Annotated in this window: 24 protein-coding genes and 1 pseudogene; 15 read left to right on the forward strand and 10 right to left on the reverse strand. The window is 65.3% G+C overall.

Annotated elements, in window-relative coordinates; translation table 11 throughout:
* Positions 1–4 precede the first annotated feature (4 nt).
* From EJ067_RS04440 to EJ067_RS04455, 5 genes are all read right to left on the reverse strand, one after another.
* Positions 5–1255: an FAD-dependent oxidoreductase gene (locus EJ067_RS04440; RefSeq protein ID WP_189510391.1), complete on the reverse strand. Its 1251-nt coding sequence runs from the start codon at positions 1253–1255 to the stop codon at positions 5–7.
* Positions 1255–1968: a methyltransferase domain-containing protein gene (locus tag EJ067_RS04445; RefSeq protein WP_126084849.1), complete on the reverse strand. Its 714-nt coding sequence runs from the start codon at positions 1966–1968 to the stop codon at positions 1255–1257. The genes EJ067_RS04440 and EJ067_RS04445 overlap by 1 nt, the downstream gene beginning before the upstream one ends.
* Positions 1965–3032, reverse strand: a complete 1068-nt coding sequence (locus tag EJ067_RS04450; RefSeq protein WP_126084850.1) for a type III polyketide synthase — start codon at positions 3030–3032, stop codon at positions 1965–1967. Before EJ067_RS04450 ends, EJ067_RS04445 begins: the two co-directional genes overlap by 4 nt.
* 282 nt (positions 3033–3314) lie before the next feature.
* Positions 3315–3473 (reverse strand): hypothetical protein, encoded by a 159-nt coding sequence (locus EJ067_RS34435; RefSeq protein WP_168247565.1) that lies wholly within the window; start codon positions 3471–3473, stop codon positions 3315–3317.
* 100 nt (positions 3474–3573) lie between these two features.
* Entirely contained in the window at positions 3574–5487 is a 1914-nt protein-coding gene (locus EJ067_RS04455; RefSeq protein ID WP_126084851.1) for a DUF4396 domain-containing protein, read from the reverse strand.
* Positions 5488–5679: 192 nt separating this feature from the next.
* Here EJ067_RS04455 and EJ067_RS04460 point away from each other — a divergent pair, with 192 nt between their 5' ends.
* The 8 genes from EJ067_RS04460 (at position 5680) to EJ067_RS04490 (ending at position 11382) form a co-directional block, all read left to right on the forward strand.
* Entirely contained in the window at positions 5680–7200 is a 1521-nt protein-coding gene (locus EJ067_RS04460) for a multicopper oxidase family protein (RefSeq protein ID WP_126084852.1), read from the forward strand.
* Positions 7197–7760 (forward strand): cytochrome c, encoded by a 564-nt coding sequence (locus EJ067_RS04465; RefSeq protein ID WP_126084853.1) that lies wholly within the window; start codon positions 7197–7199, stop codon positions 7758–7760. Before EJ067_RS04460 ends, EJ067_RS04465 begins: the two co-directional genes overlap by 4 nt.
* Positions 7761–7926: 166 nt before the next feature.
* The gene (locus EJ067_RS04470; protein WP_126084854.1) at positions 7927–8349 is read left to right on the forward strand and encodes a hypothetical protein; all 423 of its coding nucleotides are present in this window, start codon (positions 7927–7929) and stop codon (positions 8347–8349) included.
* A gap of 164 nt (positions 8350–8513) precedes the next feature.
* Entirely contained in the window at positions 8514–8747 is a 234-nt protein-coding gene (locus EJ067_RS04475) for a hypothetical protein (RefSeq protein WP_126084855.1), read from the forward strand.
* 106 nt (positions 8748–8853) lie between these two features.
* Complete coding sequence (locus EJ067_RS34440; protein ID WP_189510393.1) at positions 8854–9000, forward strand: hypothetical protein; 147 nt, start codon at positions 8854–8856, stop codon at positions 8998–9000.
* A 104-nt stretch (positions 9001–9104) separates the two neighbouring features.
* On the forward strand, positions 9105–9659 hold the full coding sequence (locus tag EJ067_RS04480; RefSeq protein WP_126084856.1) for a dihydrofolate reductase family protein: 555 nt from the start codon (positions 9105–9107) through the stop codon (positions 9657–9659).
* A gap of 691 nt (positions 9660–10350) precedes the next feature.
* Positions 10351–10569: a hypothetical protein gene (locus EJ067_RS04485; protein ID WP_126084857.1), complete on the forward strand. Its 219-nt coding sequence runs from the start codon at positions 10351–10353 to the stop codon at positions 10567–10569.
* Positions 10570–10677: 108 nt separating this feature from the next.
* Positions 10678–11382, forward strand: coding sequence for an SOS response-associated peptidase (locus tag EJ067_RS04490; protein ID WP_126084858.1), 705 nt, complete (start codon positions 10678–10680; stop codon positions 11380–11382).
* 50 nt (positions 11383–11432) lie between these two features.
* Here EJ067_RS04490 and EJ067_RS04495 read toward each other — a convergent pair whose 3' ends face one another.
* The 3 genes from EJ067_RS04495 to EJ067_RS04505 form a co-directional block, all read right to left on the reverse strand.
* On the reverse strand, positions 11433–11912 hold the full coding sequence (locus tag EJ067_RS04495) for a class I SAM-dependent methyltransferase (protein ID WP_126084859.1): 480 nt from the start codon (positions 11910–11912) through the stop codon (positions 11433–11435).
* A 142-nt stretch (positions 11913–12054) separates the two neighbouring features.
* Positions 12055–12315 carry a hypothetical protein gene (locus EJ067_RS04500; protein WP_126084860.1) on the reverse strand — a complete coding sequence of 87 codons (261 nt, stop codon included), beginning with the start codon at positions 12313–12315 and terminating at the stop codon, positions 12055–12057.
* A 3-nt stretch (positions 12316–12318) separates the two neighbouring features.
* Complete coding sequence (locus EJ067_RS04505) at positions 12319–12579, reverse strand: hypothetical protein (RefSeq protein WP_126084861.1); 261 nt, start codon at positions 12577–12579, stop codon at positions 12319–12321.
* Positions 12580–12717: 138 nt separating this feature from the next.
* Between EJ067_RS04505 and EJ067_RS04510 the strand changes: the two genes are divergently transcribed.
* Both EJ067_RS04510 and EJ067_RS04515 read left to right on the forward strand, forming a co-directional pair.
* Positions 12718–12897, forward strand: coding sequence for a hypothetical protein (locus EJ067_RS04510; RefSeq protein WP_126084862.1), 180 nt, complete (start codon positions 12718–12720; stop codon positions 12895–12897).
* Between the two features lie 138 nt (positions 12898–13035).
* Positions 13036–13231, forward strand: a pseudogene (locus EJ067_RS04515) (LysR family transcriptional regulator); the annotation flags it as partial.
* A gap of 110 nt (positions 13232–13341) precedes the next feature.
* Here the strand turns inward: EJ067_RS04515 and EJ067_RS04520 are convergent.
* Together EJ067_RS04520 and EJ067_RS04525 are read right to left on the reverse strand one after the other, a co-directional pair.
* Positions 13342–14274 (reverse strand): dimethylarginine dimethylaminohydrolase family protein, encoded by a 933-nt coding sequence (locus EJ067_RS04520; protein WP_126084863.1) that lies wholly within the window; start codon positions 14272–14274, stop codon positions 13342–13344.
* 24 nt (positions 14275–14298) lie between these two features.
* A complete protein-coding gene (locus tag EJ067_RS04525) occupies positions 14299–15891 on the reverse strand; it encodes an amidohydrolase (RefSeq protein ID WP_189510395.1) in 1593 nt (530 codons plus the stop codon).
* Between the two features lie 82 nt (positions 15892–15973).
* On the opposite strand from EJ067_RS04525, the gene EJ067_RS04530 reads away from it, so the two are divergent.
* The 5 genes from EJ067_RS04530 to EJ067_RS04550 all read left to right on the forward strand — a co-directional run bounded on the left by EJ067_RS04530 (position 15974) and on the right by EJ067_RS04550 (position 20934).
* Entirely contained in the window at positions 15974–16870 is an 897-nt protein-coding gene (locus EJ067_RS04530) for a LysR substrate-binding domain-containing protein (RefSeq protein ID WP_126084865.1), read from the forward strand.
* Positions 16871–16988: 118 nt separating this feature from the next.
* Positions 16989–18083, forward strand: a complete 1095-nt coding sequence (locus EJ067_RS04535; RefSeq protein ID WP_126084866.1) for an ABC transporter ATP-binding protein — start codon at positions 16989–16991, stop codon at positions 18081–18083.
* Positions 18084–18152: 69 nt separating this feature from the next.
* Positions 18153–19268 carry an ABC transporter substrate-binding protein gene (locus tag EJ067_RS04540; protein ID WP_126084867.1) on the forward strand — a complete coding sequence of 372 codons (1116 nt, stop codon included), beginning with the start codon at positions 18153–18155 and terminating at the stop codon, positions 19266–19268.
* Positions 19269–19289: 21 nt separating this feature from the next.
* Positions 19290–20123 (forward strand): ABC transporter permease, encoded by an 834-nt coding sequence (locus EJ067_RS04545; RefSeq protein ID WP_126084868.1) that lies wholly within the window; start codon positions 19290–19292, stop codon positions 20121–20123.
* 4 nt (positions 20124–20127) lie between these two features.
* Complete coding sequence (locus tag EJ067_RS04550; protein WP_126084869.1) at positions 20128–20934, forward strand: ABC transporter permease; 807 nt, start codon at positions 20128–20130, stop codon at positions 20932–20934.
* Positions 20935–21162 lie beyond the last annotated feature (228 nt).

Consider the following 21162-nt stretch of genomic DNA (forward strand, 5'->3'; position numbering starts at 1 on the left):
CAGTTTATCGAGCAAGGCGTGCATCGGCGAGGCCGGGAACGGCTTTCGTCTTGCCGCTAAGCCGCGCCCCCAGCGTCAACGTCCGCGGGAAATTGCGGACGACCGCCTCTATCAAGGCTGCGCCGCCGGGGCCAAGGGCCAGTCGGGCGATGGCTTCGGCGGCGACGATCCGTGTCATGAACAATCCCCGCCAGGCCGCCTCGTAGCGCCTGCCGGCCGCCTCGAGCTTCCCCTGCCCGCTTGCCGCCCCGCCGAGCTCATGTGCCAGAAGCCAGCCGGACTGAAGCGCCATCGATATGCCCTCGGCGATGATCGGATGCGACTCGCCGGCGGCATTGCCGACGCGGAAGATGTCCGCTTCGTAGCCGGCGCGGATGCCTGGCCGGATCGGACCGGCGGCAAGCCACGGACCGTCGCGGCGGGCCTGCTCCAGGGCGTCCCGCACGCCCCGGCAAGTCGCCAGGATGTGATGCTCGACGGCCTCGGCCGCCGTGACATGGCCGCCGCCCGCGCGGGCAAGGCTGGCGCGCAGCCGGGTCAGCACATTGCGCCTTATGCAGCAGGAGATCGACATACGGCCGTGGTCGGCGAGCACCATGCCGCCATAGCCGCCCGGGAATGTCAGCAGCGGCATCAGGTCGGGCGGCAGCGATGATCCGGTGAAATGCGCCTTGAAGCCGAGCAGGTCCGAGGGGCGATTGACCTTTCCAAGCTGGCTCGGCAGCGGCCCCGGCTCCCACGAGCCGTGCGCGGCGACGATCACCGGCGCCCGAAGGATCGTCGCCTCGTCGGGGGAGCTGCCGCCTTTAGCCTGGATCCGCACCGCCTGGCGATCACCGTCGCGTTCGACGGCGATGGCGCGACTGGGCTGGAAGATTTCCGCGCCAGCCGAGCGGGCGGCATCGAGCAGCAAGCTATCCAATATGTCGCGGCCAAGCGCGCGGCCGAAACCGTCTCTTGCCGCGGGTCCAGCACGCGCGCCCGGCATTGGCGCCTCGATGCGGGTGTCGCCGGAAAACAGGCCGACCCGGCGGACTTCGGGACCGGCCTCGGCGCGCCAGGAATCGCCGATCCCCAACCTGTCGAGGAGCGCGAGGTTGCTTGCCGAAATGTATTCGCCGCACACCTTGCGGCGCGGAAACGCGCTCTTTTCCACGATCGCGACGGCCCATCCGCGCCGGGCGAGCGCCAGCGCCGCAGACGCGCCCGCCGGACCGCCACCGATGACGATCGCATCGTGGGTTGGCCGCCTCATCACGCATCCGCCGCCGGCGCCGCGCCGACGAAGACATGGGAGAAAGGCCCGGCGCGCCGCTCCTCCAGCGGTCTCCCGCCGGCGGCGCTCCAGAGGTCGGAAAGCTCGCTGCCGCGAAAGCCGGCGCGCACGCTCTGGACCGCGTCATGCCGGGTGACGTCGTTGACGCCGATTGCCGGCAGAAGCCGGGCGGCGGTCAGCGCGAAGCCTGTCCGCAGCGGTTCCGACGCCAGAATGAGCGGAGCCTTGCGCCGCAAAAGTGAAAACAGGAGCAGCAGTCCGGCGTCGTCGAAATGATGCAGGAACAGGTTGACTGTGATCGCGTCGAAGCGCCTGCCATCCGCCCTGCCCGCCCAATCGAACACATCGGCGGTGACGGTTTCGACCGTCCATCCCAGAGCGGCGAAATCCGCCGCGAGCTTTGGCGTGACGAGAGCGACCCGATCGAGCATCGTAAGTTCCACCTCGCGCCAGTCCCTTGCCATGCGCCGGGCCACCCTCAGCATTAAGGTGCCGTCGCCGGCGCCGATCTCCAGGATGTGGTCGGGCGGCCGCGGCAAGAATTTCCGCATGAGCGATGCCATGATTGGCGCCTGGAACATCAGCGCATTGATGCGCCGCAGGTCGCGGCGCGAGGCAAGCGCCCGTTGATCGTCGGCCGCGAGGCGATCGAGGATTTCCGGGATGAGGCTGCGCTGGGCGAGCGCGCTCATGAGACGGTCCTGAACAGCATGGTCTCCGCCGTCAGCCCAGGTCCGAACGACAGGCCGCAGCCGAGCAGCCCGCCCGGCTTCTTCAGCATCTCTTCCATCACGAACATGACAGTCGGCGACGACATGTTGCCGTATCGGCGCAGCACCTCGCGCGACGCTTCAAGCGCGGCCGGCTCGAGGTCCAGCGCCCTCTCGACGGCGTCGAGAATGGTGCGGCCGCCGGGATGCACGGCCCAGAGGTCGATCGCCTCTGCAGCCCGGCCGCCGAGGAGGGCGTCCTGGTTGCTGCGCAGCGCGTGCTGGACCGCCGCCGGCACCTGGCCCGAAAGATACATGTCGAAGCCGTGGTCGCGGATGTCCCAGGTCATCAAGTCCCGCCGCTCGTCCGCAACGGTGCAACAGAAGGAGTCGAGCTCTATGCCGGGCGGCTCGGCGGTGACGAGGCTCGCCGCGCAGCCATCGCCCCAAAGGCAGAAGGACAAGAGCTTTTCCAGCTCGCTGGTCTCCCTGATGTGCAGGGTGCAAACCTCGATATTGACCAGCAGCACCCTCGCCTGCGGATCCGAGCGGACGATGTGGCGGGCAAGCTTGAGGCCGTTGACCGCTGCATAGCAGCCCATGAAGCCGATCATCGTGCGTTCGATGTTGTCGGGAAGGTTGCAGCGCCGAACCAGGTCGAGGTCGATGCCGGGCGCCGAGAAACCGGTGCAAGAGGTGACGATGAGATGGGTGATGCGCGACGCCTCGTTGCCGAGGTGAAGTCCGTCAACGGCCTTTTGCGCAAGCACAGGCGCGGCTTCGCTGTACATCGCCATTCTGGCGGCCGTACCGGGGAACGCGCCGCGCCTGAAGGTTCCGGCAAGGTCGACCGACGGCCCTTCGGGGTCGAGGGCGGGCGCGAAGCAGGAAAAGCGGTGCTCGATGCCGGCGAGGCCGGCCATGCGTTCGAATATCCTGCTGCGATCGGCGGCAAGCATCGAGCCCGCGTAGCGTAGGTAGAACTGATGAACTTCGTGCTCCGGAACCGCAGTCGCGATGCGGTTGATATAGGCGTTGGCGGGCATGTTCTGTCTCCCTGGGCGTCGGGCGCGGTGCGCGCTGTTGCCGGAGGGGTTCCTTGCTCACAGGGGCTACTGTCAGATGCCAGGCGTTGAGCGTTGCCTGTTCGATAAACGTTTCGGAAAACCTGTTTCTTCCAGGGCGTATGATCCCGGGCCAAAACTTCGCAAACGATCAGGCGCAAAATCAAAGTGTTACAGTCCTTTCCGCAAGCGGAGACGCGCCGTGCCACAAGAGCATGGAGCCGACGGGAAGCTTCAGCCTGTCGGGCAAAAACTTCGGGCCGGTCACTTCGTGCCCTGCGCCGTTCCGGGTACGATCAAGGCACCCTGATCGCGCTCCGAATATCTGAAGCCGATGAAGAACAAGGCGATGATGATGAGACAGAGCGCCAGCACGATGGCTAGGGTCCTTCCCGGATTTTCGGCAGGCGGTTTGTCTTCCATGGCAGTTCGCCTCGCCTATAAACCCTGCGCGAGCGTCAAGAGTTCCAAGCTCTGAAGGCGCGCGCCGGATCCGGAAGGCCGACGGAACGCCCCGTCGCGATCACGTGACGTCGATGACGACCATCAGCCCGCCTCCGCCCTTCTCCTCGACATTGTTGTTGGTCGTGTGATGCGGGATGTGGCAGTGGATGAGCCACTTGCCCGGGCGCTGTGCCTTCCAAACGACGTCATAGCGCTGGCCCGGCCCGACATTGACCGTGTCAGCGAGGAAGCGAGCCGAGGCTGGAACCGTCTCGCCGTCGCGAGCGACGACCTCGAACGGGCCGCCATGGATGTGCATCGGGTGGATGAGGCCGTTGTTGGTGCCGATGAAGCGGACCTTCAGCGTCTCGCCGACCTTCATGCGGATCGTATCGGTCGAGGGATAGGCCTTGCCGTTGATGGTGAAGAAGTTCGGCATACCGCCGTCCATAGGCATTGAGGGATAGGTCAGGCCCTCCCGCACCAGCCATTCCTGCAGCTCGATGACATAGTCATGATCGGCGGCGACCTCGTCGGCGGGATTGGCGGGATCGACGATCAGCGCACCGTAGAGGCCGAGCGCCTGGGTCCGGTCGGGCTTGGCGTGCGGATGATAGAAATAGGTGCCGTGCTGGGTGGCCGTGAATTCGTAGGAATAGGTCTGTCCAGGCTCGATCGGCGCCTGGGTGATCTCGGCCGGCCCGTCCATCTGGTTGGGCAGGATCAAGCCATGCCAGTGCACCGTCGTCTCCTCCGGCAAGCCGTTGATGACGTCGATGCGGACACGGTCTCCCTGGCGTATATGAATGCGCGGGCCCGGAATCTGGCCGTTATAGGCATAGGCGTCGACCGCCACGTCCGGCAGGATCTGCCAGCGGCCCACCGACGGCCTGAGCTCAAACACCTTCACTCCATTCTCCATGCGGAACGGCAATTCCTGATCTCCCTTGGCCACAAGATCGTAGGAGGCGGTCACCAGGCGCGGGTCGGCCGCCGCCATGTCGCGCATGGCGTCGGCCGGCGTGTCGCGGTCCATGATCATGCCCTGCGGCATGATCACCCCGCCGACGTCGCGAGCCGACAAGGTCAGGTTCAGCCAGTTCGCAGGCGCGATCATTCCGATGGCAAGCGCGACCAGCGAGGCCATGCCGAGGGCGGTGATCTGCGGCGTGGTCGCATCCGAGCGCATGTGATGGCCAGCGCCGCCGTTGCCGGAGGCCGGGCCGCCGCCTTGCCGATGATGACCATGGCCGCCCGCATCAGCCTGCTGCATTTGCATTCGCGCATGCCGTCCCCTCACGGGCTGGGCAGCCGCCTTGGCCGCCTTTTCGCGCTCCGTCATCAGGCCATGCTTCAGCCCGCGCGCGACCAGCCAGACATTGGCCGGGTAGGCCAGCGTGAAGCCGGCGATCACGCCGATCGACATCACGCCCCAGAACAGAAGCTCGGTCGGTTCCATGGCGCGCATGTCACGGCCCATCATCAGGAAACTCATGACCGGCGCCATGCCGGCCATCATGAAGTTCATGGAGATGAACTCGGGCTGGAAGCTCCTGCGGACGTTTTCCCAATAGCTGCCGCCCATCATCGATTTCATGAAAAGCGACTGGAAGATGAAGAGGCCGAAGGCGAAGCCGGCAAGATATTCAACGATGAGGTCGAGCCACATCGGCAGGCCGAGCGTGGCGGTGACGACCGCGGCAAGGATGATGCCGGTGGCATCGCCGGCGACGCAATGGATGGTCGAGCCGACGCCCTGTTTCCAGAGCGGGCCGGTAAAGGCCTCGTGCTCGCCGGGACGCGGCTCCTTGTCGGCCAACACATAAAGAAGCAGGCCGAGCGGGCCCATATAGAGAGTCACAAGGATGAAGCCCCATTTCATCACCACCGGCTCGGGATTGTTGCGGTACTGGTCGAAGCCGACATAGAGCGTCGACGCCGCCGCGAGCACGAACCAGGCAAGGAGGAAATAGTCGATCGGTTGGATGAGCATGATGCGGCCTCTGCTCGATGAAACGGCTGGTTGCATCCCGTGCGCATGAACGCGGCCGGGGCCACTACGATCCATTCGCCGGAAATTCCGGCGCGAGGCTTCGATCGGGCTTGACCTTCCAGCAACTGGAACCCTTAGCGTCGGGGCCAGACCTTTCGGCGGGACCTTCTGATCGAGATCGAGGAGAAAAAGATGCATCGTCGCGGCTTTCTGGCAGCCGGCCTGGCAACGGCTCTGTCGGTCCCTCGCGCGCTGGCGCAGATGAAGATGGATGGCATGTCGAACATGGATTCCATGCCGGGGATGGGCGGCCATGCGGGCCACGACATGGGCGCCATGTCGAAAGGCCCGGCCCCGCTGCCAGAAGGCGAGGCGCTGCGCGAGCTATCGCTGCTTGCCAACGACGCCGGCCGGCCCGGCCTGTTCAGGGCGAGGCTGACGGCGGCGCCCGCCACGGCGCGTTTCGCCGCTGACCGGGACACTCCGATCCTTGGCTATAACGGCATGAGCCCGGGCCCGCTGATCGAGGCCCATGAGGGCGACCGCGTCGAGATCACTTTCGCCAACCGGATCGAGGGCGAGCCAAGCACCATCCACTGGCACGGCATGCCGGTGCCCGCCGGCCAGGACGGCAATCCGATGGACCAGGTGGCGGCGGGTGCGGACCGCGTCTACGCCTTCGAGCTGCCGGAAGGCAGCGCCGGCTCCTACTGGTATCATCCGCATCCGCACGGCCGGACGGCCGAGCAGGTCTATCGCGGCCTTGCCGGCGCCTTCGTCGTCAAGGCCAAGGCCGATCCCGTTCCTACGGCCTATGGCGACACGGTGCTCATGTTCACCGACCTTCGCCTTGCCGCTGACGGCTCGATGCCCGAAAGCGATATGAAGGATCTGATGAACGGCCGCGTCGGCGACCATGTCCTGGTCAACGGCCAGAAGAACCCGCGGCTCGCCATGGCGATGGGCGCGAAGCGGCGCCTGCGGCTCTACAACGCCACCAATGCGCGCTTCCTCAGGCTTGCCTTCGATGGCGCGGCGATGACGATCATCGGGACAGACGGCGGCCTGCTGGGGAAGCCGGTTGCGGCCGACGAGATCCTCCTCAGCCCCGCCGAGCGCGTCGAGCTGGTCGTCGCCTTCGACCGGCCCGGCGCCGCAACGCTCACCGCGCTCGACTACGACCGCGGCTGGATGGGTCCCGGCCAGCCTGCGGATGCCGGGCTGACGCTGCTGACGGTCGACGTCTCCGAGACGCCGGCGGAAGCGATGCCGCCGCTGCCCGAGCAGCTCAGGCCGATCGCGCCGCTTGGGCAGCCCACGGTCAGCCGCCGCTTCGTGTTCACCGAGACCATGGCGATGAACGCCACCGGCATGGAGATGGGCTTCCTGATCAACGGCAAGGCCTTCGACATGGAGCGCGTCGACATCGTCGCCAGGGCCGGCGAGACCGAGCTCTGGGAAATCGTCAACCAGGCCGATATGGACCACCCGTTCCATCTCCACGGCACGCAGTTCCAGGTGGTGGAGCGCGAGCGCGACGGCAAGGTCTCGAAGCAGCCCTATCTCGCCTGGAAGGATACGGTGAACGTGGCGCGCGGCGAGACGGTGCGGCTCAAGTTGCGCCAGGAGCGGCCGGGGCCGCGCATGTATCACTGCCATATCCTCGAGCATGAGCAGCTCGGCATGATGGGCATTGTCGACGTGCAGGCATGAGGTCCGGCGTCGGGCACGCGGCGGCGGTGCTGGCGCTGGCCGGCTCGCTGCTCGCCGCCCCGTCGCTGGCAGAGGGGCCAAGCAATGCAATCGTCAAGGCGCGCCAGGCTTCGATGAAGGAGATGGCGGCGGCCGCGAAGGCGATCGCCGAGATGTTCGACGGCAAGCGCGCCTATGAGCCGGCGGCCTTCAGGGCGGCAGCGGGCACGCTCAGCGCCCGCACCGGCCCTGCCCTGATCGCGGAATTCCCTGCCGGCACGCTGGGCGCGCCGTCAGCTGCCAAACCGGAAGTCGACCAGGCCCGGCCGGAGTTCGAGGCGCTCGCCCGCCACATCGGCCGGCTCGCCGATGCGCTCGCCGCCAAAGCAGAGAAGGCGCCGGCCGGGATCACCGCCGACATGCGGATGACCGGTCCGCCAATGGATGGCGGCAGCCTGCTCGGCAAGCGGCCGCGCGCAGCGCGGGCCGATCCCGCCGGCATGCCGGCCGAACATCTCCTGCACCTCATCCTGCAGGACTGTTCGAGCTGCCATTCGAAGTTCCGGCAAAGGCAGCAGTGAGGCGCGAGCAGCTCGACTATTTGCTTTACACAATTCCGGACGGAAGACCGCCACGCACTTTTCTGGAATTGCTCTTGGCCAGCGCCGTTCTGCACATTTAAATCAGAACGTGCTAATGTTGCGCAGCCATTGCCTATCCGTGCATGGCAGGTTTAGGGAGGATGCGATGAACAAGCTGAATCGCAGGTCCGCAATTGCCCTCGGCGTCACGGCCGCGACTATTGCGCCCCTGTTCGCAACGGCAACATTCGCCAAGACAAAGAAGTACGGTCCGAAGGAAGGCAAGGAGATTGCGCCCGGCGTCAGGGTTGTGGAGGTCGGTACCGGCAATTCCGATATTCCCGCCTACAAAAGCATCTCCATTGTCGACGTCGTGTTTCAACCGGGAGCACACGCGCCTCAAAGTGTGATGGACAACGACATGGTGTGCACGATTACGTCGGGTGCATTCACCATCAAGAAGGCTGACAAGGAGTTCAAGCTCAAGGTGGGTGACATGTATACCTGCTCCAAGGGCAAGACCGACGAGGCGACGAATACGAGCAAGGAGGTCGGCGTGCATCGCATCGCCGTCCTGGTGCCCGCATAAGCGAGAACCACAGCCGACCCGCCGCGATCGGCCGTGACACCGGCGTGGCGGCCGCCAGACCCTGATCAGGAAGGCCGCGAGACGGTTTGTCGGCGCGCATCACAAAAGTGACGCGCTGACCCGGCTATATGCCGGGCTCATGCAGCCAACACAGGGTTCCGGTCATGGATGCCAGCGAACTGCAGGCCATAGGCGACACGCTGATGCGCCTCGTCACCCCCGACATGACACCGAAGGAGCTGGTCAAGGCGGTGCGCAAGGTGCATCCCGGTACCAAGAAGAAGGACATCGCCCGCGCCGCCTTCCACGCCATCATCGCCAATGCCGACCAGGATCTCGGCAAATCGAGGAACCTGCAGGCTTTCGCGATCGCCGAGCGCACCCAGCAGGCGGAATAGCGACTACCGACGATAGCTGCAAATTGCATCGATCGAATTGTCAGAAAATTAATCAGCGATTTCTAATATTATGGGTCACCCGGCAGCAAATCCCGGCGACGGACCCATGACCAAGAACCTCGGCAACGCCAAGCCCAACGCTCCAGCGAGAGAGATGAAACGCTCGCCGTTCGGCAGGATCGCGCCGGCGCTTTTCCCGCTGGTGGTCGTCGCGCTCGGCTACTTCGTCGGCAAGCAGTTCTTCGGATTTTGAGGCGGGCTCGCTCCCGGTTTTCCCCCGCGACTCGCGACAATCCGATTGCAATGTGCAATCAGGCTGTGCATCCTTGGCGTCGAGCGGGCCGGAAGGAGGCGCCGGTGGCCAGGATCGTCTATTCCATGCTGATGTCGCTGGACGGCTATATTGCCGGACCGGACGGGAACATCGACTTGCCCGTTCCCGAAGGCGAATTGCACCGGCACTTCAACGAAGACATGCGGCGGACAGCGACAATGCTTTGCGGGCGGCGTCTGTACGAGGCGATGCGCTACTGGGACGGTCCGGTCCGGGACGCCGGCGCCAGCGAGGTCGAGCGCGACTTCGCCCGCGCCTGGCGCGAGACGCCGAAGATCGTGTTCTCGACGACGCTGCGCGAGGTCGGAGCCAATGCCCGCCTGGCGGATGGCGACGCCGTAGCGATGGCAAGATCGCTGAAGGCTGAGACGGATGGCCAGATCAGTGTCGGCGGCGCCGGATTGGCGGCGCATCTGGCCCGAGCGCGCCTGATCGACGAGTACCGACTCTACATGCACCCGGTCGTCCTGGGCGGCGGCAAGCCGTATTTCCAGCATGGATTGTCGCTCGCGCTGACGCCACTTGGCAGGGAGCGCCTCTCCCAAGGCGTGACGCTGCTGCGCTACGCGCCTGCCTGAGCGCGGCAAGTTCAAGACGAGCCAGCCGGAGTTGAAGGGAGAAGGCCGCCGCTTCGGCCGTTTGCGCCGCCCCCACTGCTTTGGTCCTAGGGCCTAGGTCGTTCTTGCCCTTGTATAAGCACAAGCGCATGTTCGAGATAGCCGGCAGGCTCGCAAACTCCGGTCAGGCCCGGCCGCCGAACCCAATACACCCCCCCAGGCTGCCGGGCCGCCGGCGCGGCGGACGTCGCCAAAGCAAGCCTTCGACCACCCTCACATTCGATCCGAACCATCGGCGCGGCGGACATGTCGGCCTCACAATCCGCTTGGACGCGTTCGTGACGCGCTGGCGTATTGTTGCGCGAACCGGGTGACATATCGAAGTCGAATTCCGCCGAGCATGCCCTAAAGCGCGTCGCGCTGAAACGGATTCGGGCGGCGCGCTTTAGGTCTTTGTTGTTATGCATGTCGTGTTCGCAAAACCGGCGCTCACTTTGGCGCGACGTGCATTAACCACGGTTCCGAAACCTGGCTTTTTTACACAGTATCGGCGGTTTCTCGATATTTTTATTTGCGATGTCGAATCGACTGGCGGCCGGCGACTGCTCTCCTACTAAAGGCCAATGCGCCGATACTTGCGGCAACCCTTCGCACGTTAAATCGTATTGCCGTTCAAGGATGCATTTCTTGTGGCAACGAGCTGGAGCTGCACATGGTGGCAGGCGAACCAGACAGCGTCCGCGTAAAGGGCATCAACGGCCAGTGGATCGTGCGCGTCGTCGAAGGCGGAAGACTGACGCAGCAGGTGTTCGACATTCACGCGGAAGCCGAAGCCTTCGCCGAGGAGGAACGGCACCGGCTGGGCCTGCCGGGCGAGCCGCCGGCCGAGGAGCCGGTCGAGGCAAGGCGGCGCGGCGGGCGCGGACGTTGACACAATCCGGCAGGTAAGCGACTGGCATGGCAGGCTCCGCTTCCGGGATCGGGTGGTTTGCGCTTCGCCCGGAAATGCGGGAACAATCCGCGGACGGGAGCGCTGCCGATGTGCAATCTTTACAACATCACCACCAGCCAGGAGGCGATCCGCCAGTGGACGCGGGCGTTGCGCGACATTGCCGGGAATCTCGAACCTTCGGTCGACATCTATCCCAACCAGCCGGCGCCGGTGGTGCGCAACGCCGCCGACGGCAGCCGCGAGCTCGCCAGGCTGCGCTGGGGCATGCCTACGCCGCCGGAGCGGATGCGCGGCAATGCCGATTCCGGCACGACCAACATCCGCAACCCGCAATATGCCCATTGGCTGCCCTATCTCGGCGTCGAGAACCGCTGCGTGGTGCCGGTGACGAGCTTTGCCGAGCCCTCGCCGACGCCCGGCGACAAGGACCCCGAAACCGGCGTGCAGAAGAATTTCTGGTTTGCGCTGAGCGAAGAGAAGCCGCTGTTCTTCTTCGCCGGCCTCTGGACCCCCTGGCATGGCGTGCGCAGGGTCAAGGAAGGTCCGGGCGACCATGAGCTCTACGGGTTCCTGACGACAAGGCCCAACGCGCTGATCGCGCCGATCCACGAGAAGGCAATGCCGGTGATCCTGACCACTGAGGAGGAGACCGAGACGTGGCTCACCGCGCCATGGGCGGAGGCGAGGACGCTGCAGCGGCCCGCGCCGGACGACGCGCTGGTGATCGTCGAGAAGCCGGCGACGCAGATAAAGTTTCCTGCCGAGCCGCCGGCGCAGGGGTCGTTGTTTTAGAGGTCTTCCCATTCGAAGCGCCGGCCCGCATCTCCCAGCACCAGGGGCGGTTAGCTCACGCGCCAGAGGAAATATGGCCAGTCCGGCGTGTCGAAGGGCAAGGCGGTCCAGCGCGGCGACTGCATCACCCGGTCGCTGACCACCAGTCCGCCCGGCGCCATCAGCGCGTCGATCAGCGTTGCCAGCCAGCCGGCCTGGGCAGCGTCGCGGATGGGGTCCTCGCTTCCGAAATCAGCATGGGCCAGGACTGCGGACGCACGGCCGGACAAGGCGGACAGCGTTTCGCGGAAATCGCCCAGCACTAGGTCGGTGCCGGCGGGCGCAGCATCGGCCGGGGCGTGCAGGTCGCGGTCGAAGGCGATGATCCGGCGCTCCGGGAACAGTTTGCGCAGATGGCTGTAGGTGCGGCCCTTGCCCAGGCCGATCTCCAGCACTGGTCCAGGCAGGCCCCGGATCTCCTGCGCCGCCCGCTCCAGTGCCCGGCGCTGGGTGGTAAGGCGGGCGATCATGCGATCGAGGCGGCTGTCCATGGGCGGCTCCGGGCAGGGCTTGAGGGTGTCGAGGGTCGCCACTGTAGGTTCGGCCGGTTACGTCGTCGATCCCGTGCGTGCTTTCTGTAGTTTTTCGAGTCGTCCTTGAGCGATCGATACACAGTGGAAAAGCGTCTAGCGATCATGTCCTCGCCTTCTGCAGCACCCAGATATAGCCCTTGGGCGGGTGGTCCTGGTCGATGAACTGGGTCTTGACCTCCGTGTCCTTGCGGCCGCAATGCTTGCAGCGGAAGCGGATGGCTTCGAGCGGCTTGTTCCAGCCGACGACCTTGGCCACGTCGTTCGCCTTGAAGCGGCCGACGTGATAGCAGTGGCGGCATTCGACAACGAGCAGCATGTTGGCCTTGGCCGCCCGGCCGACGCTGTCCATGGGTCCGGCCATCTCTCATGTCCGGTCGCAGTAATCCTCGGGTAGCGGCAACAGGCCGAGCCAGGCAGCGCGGAAGTCGGGCTCCCGTCCGGCAATCGCGCCCATCACCTCATGCAGCTTCTCCACCAAGCCATTGAGCCGCCAGTATATTTCGCCATTGGCTTTAAGGTTGAGCTGCGCCGCCAGCACGGTCTGGCGCAGCTCCAGCGCATCGCGAATGATCGCCTCCGCGTCCGACCGGAACAATCTGTCATAGCGGCCCTTCCGTCTGCCCAATGCGGCTCTCCCTGATCCCGAGCAACCGCCCCATCTCCTGACAAAATAGGAACCCATTCCTCGCAAAGTCAATTCGCTCTTGACATTTTTGTTCACTTTTTGTTCACATGCTAATACGAGCCAAAGGGAGCCCCCGCCATGGACCACATCGTCAGGCTCGACAGCCGCCAGGAAGCGGCACTTCAGGCGACCGCCGAGCGCTTCATCGCCCGGCACAAGGGCGACCCCGTGAAGGCGCTGAAGGAGATGATCGTGCTCAACGGCCACCTGCAGGAGCGCCTGGATGCGCTTGTCGCGCCGAGGAAGGCTGCGCGTTGAGCAACCGACAACATGCCCGGCAATTCGCGTTGAACACGGGCGAGCGTGTTCAGCGCGGTTCCGGGTCGAGGAAGACGTGCAGCGACTTGATCCGCCCGTCTTCGACATGGGCGACGTCCGTGCCGGTGGCCGCCACCGGAAGCGCTGCCCCATCTGGAGAGCAAAGCGCTGCTGCGCCTCGTTCCTGATTGGTATGCAGATCTCGGCTCGATCTCTCGCTTATTACGCGAGCCGCACCCTGCTGCCGGCCAAGACGCGGGTCTTCGTCGATTTCGTGCTGGAGGCTTTTCGGCGGGACCGTCTGGCCGAACGTTTCGCCGGGAACCTCGGCTAATGCCCGATCGATCCGCCCTGCCTCGCTCCGCTACCCGGCAGGACAGAGAGAGCACTGTCCCGCCAGCATCGGAGTATTTGCACCCCCGCACGCTATAAAGCGAACCGCCCCTACGCCTTCACGCGCTTCAGCGCCTGCGCCATGCAGTGGATGCCGCCGCCGGTCTTGGAGATCTCGCTCATGTCGACGGCCGCAACCTCGAAGCCCTGGGCCTTGAGCTTTTCGATCAGCGTCTTGCTCGACGTCGGCGCGATCACCCTGTCCTTGCCGAGCGACATGAAGTTGCAGCCGAGCGCCATCGTGTCCTGGAAGGGCACGTCGATGATCTCGTGGCCCTTGCCCTTCAGCCAGTCGACGATGCCGGGCTCGGTGCAGGCGAGGCAGACCGCGGTGAGCTTTTCGGCGATCGGCACCACCATGAGATCGATGTGGACATAGTATTCGTCGATGAAGGCGATACGCGTCTCCCAGCCTTCCTTGTCGAACCAGGCCTGCACCTGGCGGGCGCCCTCCTCCTGCGTGCGGGCGCCGCCGCAGCCGATCAGCACCACGCCCTCCTCGATGACGTTGAAGTCGCCGCCCTCGAAGGTGCCGGCCGTCACCATGTCGTAGATCGGGATGCCGAGCTTTTCATAGGTACGGATGGCGGCGTAGTTCTCGCCTCGGCGCCACCAGTTGGCCATGGCGGTGATGAAGGCGCCGTAGGGCGTCATGACGCTGGAGTCGCGCGAATAGACCTGCATCGGCAGTTCCGGCGTCGGCTCGTGCCAGTGGATGTTGACGCCGAAATGCTCGTAAGCGGCGACAAGGTCCTTGTGCTGCGCCTGCGCGATCTGGATGTTGCAGGGCGCCTCGCGCAGATGCTTTCTCGACAGCGAACTGGTCGAGAGATGCCGCAGGAAATTGGGCGAGCCGAGCAGCACGTCGGTCAGTGGATCGGTCTCGTTAGCGAAGCCCCAGGCGGTCAGTGGCTTGGTGCCGCCATTGGGATTGCGGCGCTGCAGCGAGAAGGGCTCGGCGACGATGCGGTCATGGACGGTCATGGGGTTCTCCTCGATCGATGTTTGTCATGCGGTGGAAGCGGACGGAATCCACCAGTCGCGCCCGCGCGGCGTGGTGACATATTCCGGCCAGCGGAAATGGATCGGCGGATCATAGTCGCAAAGCGGCGCGATCCAGTTCGAGCCGCCGACGCCGCCGCCCGTGCGGGCGACGAACTCGTCCATCGCGGCATCGCGCGCGGCCTTGTCCTCGAGCAGGCGAAGCGCCGTCAGCGCCACCGTCTTCGAAGCGCAAGTGACCATCGGGTCGATGGTCGCCGGGATGCCGCCAAGCGCATTCATGACCCAGGCCGGATAGGCGCGGCCTTTGGCCGAACGCAGCGCCGGACGGCCGACGTAGAAGCGCGATGTCGGCGCGTGCCAGCTCATATCGGTGTAGTCGTCCGAGGTGGAGTTCACCTGTGACGGCGGCAGATCGCGGCGCAGGATCGCCTCGGCCTCCTGCGGCGAAATCAGCCGCTCCATCTCGTCGATGAACGGGTTCTCGGTCGCCTCGCCGCCGGCATTGACCTGGATCTCGCGGGCGATGGCCCTCGCCTCTTCGTTCCACTGTGGCGCACCGACGGTCGACAGCGCCTGGTAGGTGATATCGGCCATAACGTGATTGGCGAGGCCCGGCCGCGACTTCGACACCAAGTGCCGCTCGTAGCGGCAGCCGCTCATCCTGGCCGCCGCCTCCGCGTTGCGGTCGAGCACGGCGGCTACCTGCTCGGCCATGGCTATGGTCGGCACGCGGATCATGTACTGGATCTCGGCAAGACCAGCCGGCAGGTTGTCGGCGGTCGCCTGCCCCGCGGTGAGGATCGCCTCGCTGATCGACCAGCCGCCCTGATGCGTCAGCATGGAATCGCGCAGCGCCTTGGAGGCCATGTACATCATCATCAGCGCGTCGTTGGCGCCGGGCGCCCTCACTGCCGAATGCGCCTGCGGGATCGGCGCGCCATCGCCTGCGCGAACCCAATTTTCGGGCTCGTCGCAGACGAAGCGGTAGATCATCGCATAGGCCGCGCCGCAATGCGTGTCCCAGCGCGCCGTGTTGCAGAGCGGCAGCATGTAGAAAGGGTGGAAGGAGATTATGGCGGCCAGGCCGTCATAGTAACCCTTGGCCGCGTGGATCGGCTTCGAGCCCCTCACCTTCTCCGCCGGCTCGCCGGTGAAGCGCAGCGTGCCCGCAATACCATGCTGCTGCATCGCCGCCTTGGCGGCGAGCAGGCCGCCGAGGCTGCCGATGCCGAGGCCCGAATGCGGATCGGTGTGGCCGCCGGCCTCGACGCCGAGACCTGGGCGCGGCTGCTTCACCACACCCGCGTCCTGGCAGTTGCCGGGCACGGCGTCATATTCGGCATACATGCCGACGGTGGGCCCGTCGCCGTTCGTCCAGTGAGCGCAGAAGGCGGTCGGCATGCCGCCGGAACCTTCCTCGACCGAAAAGCCCTCGCGCTTCAGCCGGTCCACATACCAGGCCGCCGACTGGTACTCGCGCCAGGCGGTCTCGCCGAAGTCGAAAATGGTGCGCGTCCAGGCCGACAAGAGCGGCTGGATCCCGTCGATGCAGGCAAGCGCGGTCTCTTGCGCCGAGGTCGTCACCGGTTTCTCCATGCCGCAAGAAAAGCAGTGAAGCGGCTCATCAAAAAGTGATATGTTTTCCCGGCTCGTGCAAATTCGGTTCACCTGAGGCCTCTTGCGCATACCATCCACGCAGGCGCTGCGCGCCCTCGACAGTTTTGCTCGTCACGGCAGCGTGTGGCGCGCCGCCGACGAGCTCCACCTCACCCGCAGCGCCGTCTCGCACCAGCTTCGCCTGCTCGAGCGCGACCTCGGCTTCGATCTGCTGCAGCGCATCGGCAAGGGCGTAGCGCTGACGCCGCGCGGCCAGCGCTACGCCTCGGATGTGCGCAAGGCGCTGACCGTGCTCGGCGACGCCGGAACGCAGACCAACGGCGCCGGCGTCGGCGGCTCCTTCGCCATCTCCTGCCCGCCCGGCTTCGCCTCGATGTTCCTGTGCACCCATATCGGCGAATTCCAGCAGATGTATCCGGATGTGGCGCTGTCGGTGCTGACGCCGCGCCGCCTCGACGACGTCAGCAATCCGGATGCCGACGCCTTCATCGCCTTCGGCGTCGGCAACTGGCCCAACCGCGCCGTGGAGCTGCTTTGCGAAGTCTCCTTCATGCCGCTCTGCAGCCCGACGCTGCTCAACAAGGTCGGCGGCTTTGCCAAACCGGCCGACGTGCTGCGAGCCAACCTGCTCCATCTCTCCGACACCGAGGACTGGTCGCGCTGGCTGGCGCTGTCCAAGGTGGAAAATCCCGATACCGAAGGCGGCATCTTCTTCTCCGACATGAACCTCGTCTTCTCGGCGGCTATCGCCGGCCAGGGCATCGCCCTGGGTGACGAATTGCTCGGGCGCCGGGCGCTGAGCGAGGGCCGGCTGGTGAAGCCGTTCGAAGCGTCGGTGCCCTCGCCGCGCGCCTATTTCCTGGTCTTCGAGCATGCGAAGGCGGGGCATCCGGTGCTCAATGCCTTCAGCGACTGGCTGAGGGCCAAGCTGTCGGAAAACAGGGTGGCGAACTACTGAGGCAGGGCGCCGCCCTTTCCAGACGTGAATCAAATTTGCCGATCAGGCGAAAACTATTCGGTTGCGGTGAGCCGCAGCCGTGCCTACGATTTGAGTTGACGGTGAGGAAAGAGGCAGGATGCAGCAACCCGGCCGGGCCGCAGAAATCAAGGCGAATGGGATCGGCAAGAGCTTCGGCTCGTTCCGAGCGCTCGACAATCTGTCGCTCGATATCGGCCGCGGCGAGTTCCTGACGCTGCTCGGTCCATCCGGCTCCGGCAAGACCACCTTCCTGATGATCCTGGCCGGCTTCGTGCAACCGAGCGAGGGCCGGCTTTTCAGCGACGGCGTCGATATCACCGACCGGCCGGCCGAACAGCGCGCCGCCGGCATGGTGTTCCAGGGCTATGCGCTTTTCCCGCATATGAGCGTGGAACAGAACATCGCCTTCCCGCTCAAGGTGCGCAAGAAATCGGCCGCCGAGATCAAGCGGCGCGTCGGCGAGATGGTCGATCGCGTCGGCCTCAACGGCCACGAGAAGAAGCTGCCGGCGCAGCTTTCCGGCGGCCAGCAGCAGCGCGTGGCGCTGGCCCGCGCGCTTGTGTTCGAGCCGGGCGTGCTTCTGCTGGACGAGCCGTTCTCGGCGCTGGACAAGAGCCTGCGCGGCCAGATGCAGGCCGAGATGAAGCGGCTGCATCAGGAGACCGGCACCACCTTCGTCTTCGTCACCCACGATCAGAGCGAGGCGCTGGCGCTGTCCTCTCGCGTCGCCATCTTCAACCATGGCAAGCTTCTGCAGGTGGGCAGGCCGGACGAGGTCTACGACCGGCCGGACAATCGCTTCGTCGCCGAGTTCCTCGGCGAGATCAACATGCTGCCGGTGAAGGGCGTCAAGCCCGCCGACAATGGCGCGACGGGCCTCTGCGAGGACCGCGCGGTCAACATGCGCTGCAAGGCCGAGAAGGTCCGCGGCGACGCCATCCTCGCCATCCGCCCCGAGCACATGTCGATCGCCCCTGAGGCCGCCGTCGGCGAGAACGGCATTGCCGCGACCGCGGTTGCTTCCACCTATCTGGGTGCAGCGACCAAGCTCGACCTCACCACGCGCCAGGGCGCCAAGGTCACCGTCTCGGTGCCGAACGAGGTCGCGGCTGCAGCGCTCAGCAAGGGCAATTCCGTCTGGCTGACCTGGCCGGCCGAAAAAGGTTTCCTCCTTCCGGACGGAGGACAATGAGCACCGAAGCGGCCTGAAGATCGCCGCACCGGCTTCCGGATCAGATCAAACAAAACAAGGGGAACTGACATGACGAACGATGCCAGGAAACAGACCATCGAATCGCTTGCCGAAAGAGCAAAGCGCGGCGAGATCTCGCGCCGGCAATTCGCGCAGCTTGCCGGCCTTGTGCTTGCCGGCACGCCGATGCTATTGCGCTCGACCCAGACCTTCGCCGAGACGAAGGGGCTGGTGCTGGTGAACTGGGGCGGCGACGCTATCACGGCTTACGACGCAGCCTACGGCCAGGCCTTCACCAAGGACACCGGCATTCCCGTCAAGATGGACGGCTCGGGTCCAACCGAAGGCGCGATCGCCGCGCAGTTCAAGAGCGGCGCGCCGACCTGGGATCTGGTCGACGTCGATCCGTTCTCGGCCATCACGCTGGGCGGCCAGGGCATGCTCGAACCGATCGACTATACAATCGTCGACAAGAAGAAGATGCGCGAGGGCTTCGGTTGGGAATACGCCGCTTCGACCTACTTCTTCTCCTACGTGATCGCCTATGACTCGCAGAAATTCGGCTCCAACGCGCCAACCGGCATGGCCGACTTCTTCGACGTCAAGAAATTCCCCGGCAAGCGCTCGCTCTACAAATGGGGCGTGTCGAGCTGGGAAGCCGCCCTGCTCGCCGACGGCGTGGCGCCAGCCTCGCTCTACCCGCTCGACCTCAAGCGCGCGCACGACAAGATCGCCGCCTTCAAGGAAAACGTCGTCTCCTATTGGGGCGGCGGCGCCGAAAGCCAGAGCGTGCTGCTCAACGGCGAAGCTTCCATGGCGATCGTGTGGTCGACGCGCGCCTCGCTGATCGAGCAGGACTCGGGCGGCCAGATCAAGTTCATCTGGGACCAGGGCCTGATCTCGCCCGGCGCGCTGGCCGTGCTCAAGAACAATCCCGGCGGCAAGGAAGCGGCGATGAAGTTCATCGCCAGCACCCAGGATCCGCAGAAGGAACTGGTTATGTTCGACAAGCTCGGCCAGGGCCCGGCGAACCCGGCGGCCGACGCGCTGATCCCGGCCGACAAGAAGCGCATCAATCCCGTCGATCCGGAGAACATGAAGAAGCAGATCGCGCTCGACATGGAGTGGTACGCCAAGAACTACGGCGCAGCGCTCGACGAATACACAAAGATCATCTCGGCCTGATCAGGCCGAGATTTCGGACCGATGAGAGGCATCCTCTCCGACAGGATGGGCGCGGCGCTGCTAATGGCGCCGCTGCTCCTGTTCCTCATCTTTGCCTATGCCTGGCCCTTCCTCGGCGTGGTGAAGTGGAGTTTTACCCTCCCCTCGCCCGGCCTCGGCCAGTACCACGCCCTGCTCACCGACGACCTGGTTCAATCGGTGTTCATCCGCACGCTGCGCATCGCGGCGATCGTCACCGTCGTCTCGGTCACCGCCGCCTATGCCATCACCGTGGTGTGGGTGCGCGGCAGTCCGGTGCAGCGCGTGCTTGCCGAGTTCTGCATCCTGGTGCCGTTCTGGATCTCGGTGCTGACGCGCGCCTTCGGCTGGGTGGCGCTGTTATCCAACCGCGGGCTGATCAACACCTGGCTGCAGTCGATCGGCTTCATCTCCGAGCCGCTGACTTTGGTGCGCAACGAGTTCGGCGTCATCGTCGGCATGTCGCATTTCCTCATCCCCTTCGCGGTATTCCCGCTGGCATCGGCCATGCGCAGTCTCGACGAGCGCGTGCTTTTGGCGGCGCGCGGGCTCGGCTCCAGCCGCATGCGCACCTTCTGGACCGTGTTCGTGCCGATGACGCGCTCCGGCATCATCGGCTCGGCGATGATCACCTTCGTCTTCTCGCTCGGCTTCTTCGTCACGCCGGCGATCCTCGGCGGCGGCCGCAGCGTGATGATCGCCGAACTGATCTACCTGCGCATCTTCCAGAGCCCGGATTGGGGGCTGGGCGCAGCGATCAGCGTGGTGCTGGTGGTGTTCGTCGGCGCGCTGATGGCGCTGCTTTTCCGCTACGTCAAACCGAAGCAACTGGTGTAGCGCGATGCCGACCTACCGCCCCGGTCCCGTCTCGCTCATCCTCGCAGTGCTTGTGGCGCTGTTCCTGCTTATGCCGTTGCTCGCCGTCATCCCGGTGTCGCTGACGCCGAGCCGCATGCTGACCATGCCGACGGGCGAACTGTCGCTGCGCCACTATCGCTCGCTGATCGAGGATCCGCGCTGGCTGGAGTCCATCCTGCTTTCGCTGCGGGTCGGCGTGGTGAGCAGCGCGCTTTCCACCGTGCTCGCGCTCACCTTCAGCCTGGGGGTGTGGATGTTCCAGCCGCGCTTCACGGCGGCGCTGGTCGGCTTCGTGCTGTTGCCGATGGTGGTGCCGCCGGTGGTCTCGGCGGTGACGCTCTATTTCCTGCTCACCTCGGTCTCCGGCATCTCGTCCTTCTTCGGCTACGACACATGGCTGGGTGTGGCGATGGCGCATTCGGTGATGACCGTGCCTTTCGCAACGGTGCTGATCCTGGTCTCGCTCAGCCAGCTCGACCGCCGCATCGACCTCGCCGCGCGCGGCCTCGGCGCAACCGTGTGGGAGCGCGCGACGCGCGTCATCATGCCCAACATCAAGTTCGGCATCGTCACCGCCGCGCTCCTCTCCTTCGTGCTCTCCTGGGAAGAGATCGGCGTGACGCTGTTCATCACCTCGGTGAACGCGATCACCCTGCCCCGGCTGATGTGGATGGGCCTGCGCGACAACATCGACCCGGCGATCGCGGCGCTCTCGGTGATCCTGATCATCATCACCGTGCTGGTGCTCGCCGTGCGCAGCGTCGTCACGCGCCGGCAAGCCGCACCCTAAGCCCGCTCACCCAGACGAAAGAGGCCCGTCGGGAGCGACGGGCCTCGTCGGGCGCCAAAGTGGAAGTTTGGCTCCTAATGATCCGGGGGTGTGGATCCCGCTGACCTTAGCCAATGGCGGTCCGGCGGGCGATTTACAAATCCGTAAGCTTCGTGCCGGCAACAGCGAGCGGTGTCGGCAAAAAGGGCCGTATTATCATCGCCTTGCAAGCATCCGCGAGTGCGCCGA

Origin of the sequence: Mesorhizobium sp. M1D.F.Ca.ET.043.01.1.1, from assembly GCF_003952385.1 — a bacterium.
Lineage (GTDB): Bacteria > Pseudomonadota > Alphaproteobacteria > Rhizobiales > Rhizobiaceae > Mesorhizobium.